Here is a 1,353-nt window from a genome sequence, read left to right as displayed (position 1 = left end):
AAAAGCAGAGCGTGAACTAGGTTGGAAAGCAACACGCACGGTGGCTGAAATGACCGCCGATACGTGGAACTGGCAGTCAAAAAATCCCAATGGCTATTCCCCTGCGTAGTTTACGTCGCCGCATTATTGTCTGCACTTTCCAATTCCATTGAGAAATGCAGATGAAAGAATTCTTAAAAGTTGAGTAAGTAACATGTCGAATGTCGAATTTAACCCAGTGGATCATCCACACCGCCGTTACAACCCTCTGACTGGGCAATGGATTTTGGTTTCACCTCACCGTGCAAAACGCCCTTGGAGCGGCGCAGATGAAAAGCCCGCATTGGATGAGCTACCAAGCTATGACGGTAAATGTTTCCTTTGTCCAACCAACGAACGTATCTCTGGCGATGTTAATCCAGACTACCAAGGCACCTATGTGTTCAATAACGATTTTGCTGCGCTGATGGTGGATTCACCAGATGCACCGGAGTCAAACAACCCGCTATTCAAAACTCAAGGCGTGCGTGGTTTGAGCCGAGTGATTTGCTTCTCGCCAGATCACAGCAAAACCTTACCGGAGCTGCCAGTGGATAAAATTCGTGGCGTGATTGATACATGGAATGAGCAAATTGAAGAGCTCGGCAAAGAGTACGTTTGGGTTCAGGCGTTCGAAAACAAAGGCGAAACCATGGGCTGTTCTCAGCCTCACCCACATGGTCAAATCTGGGCGAACAGTTTCTTACCCAATGAGATTGAACGCAAAGAGCAAAACCTAAAAGCGTACTACCAGGAACACGGTAGCAATCTGCTGGTGGATTACGTGCAGGCAGAGTTAAAAGATGGCTCCCGTATCGTCATTGAAACCGAACATTGGTTGGCGGTTGTCCCGTACTGGGCGGCGTGGCCATTCGAAACCATGTTGCTTCCAAAAACACACATTCGCCGCATGTGTGAGTTGAACGATGAGCAACGAGATGATCTCGCTATGGCTATCAAAAAGTTGACCAGCCGTTACGACAACTTGTTCCAGTGCTCTTTCCCTTACTCGATGGGCTGGCATTACGCGCCGTTCTTCGAAGAAGGCACAGATGTTGACCATTGGCAGCTGCATGCGCTGTTTTACCCGCCACTATTACGCAGCTCGACAATTCGTAAATTTATGGTGGGTTATGAAATGTTGGCAGAAAGCCAACGAGATTTAACTGCAGAGCAAGCGTCACAGCGTCTGCGTGATTTAAGTTACGTTCACTACAAAGAGCAGTGATTTAGTAGGTTCTAGGATCCTAGAACCTAAAAAACAGAAAATCAAACAAGTGGTTCACGAGCGCGAATGAACAAAGGGTTCGGGGATCTAAATACAATTTGAAACCG

The 1,353-nt window shown here is 47.4% G+C and carries 1 protein-coding gene and 1 pseudogene; both read left to right on the top strand.

Annotation, left to right across the window (positions count from 1 at the left end):
• A pseudogene (locus R7Q11_RS24740) lies at nt 1-109 on the top strand (UDP-glucose 4-epimerase); the annotation flags it as partial.
• Between the two features lie 84 nt (nt 110-193).
• Nucleotides 194-1,246, top strand: coding sequence for a UDP-glucose--hexose-1-phosphate uridylyltransferase (locus tag R7Q11_RS24735; RefSeq protein WP_225466830.1), 1,053 nt, complete (start codon nt 194-196; stop codon nt 1,244-1,246).
• Nucleotides 1,247-1,353: the final 107 nt, after the last annotated feature.

This window comes from Vibrio sp. 970 (assembly GCF_033339075.1).
Note: the sequence above shows the minus strand (reverse complement) of the source record. Positions and strands in the feature narration are given on the sequence as shown.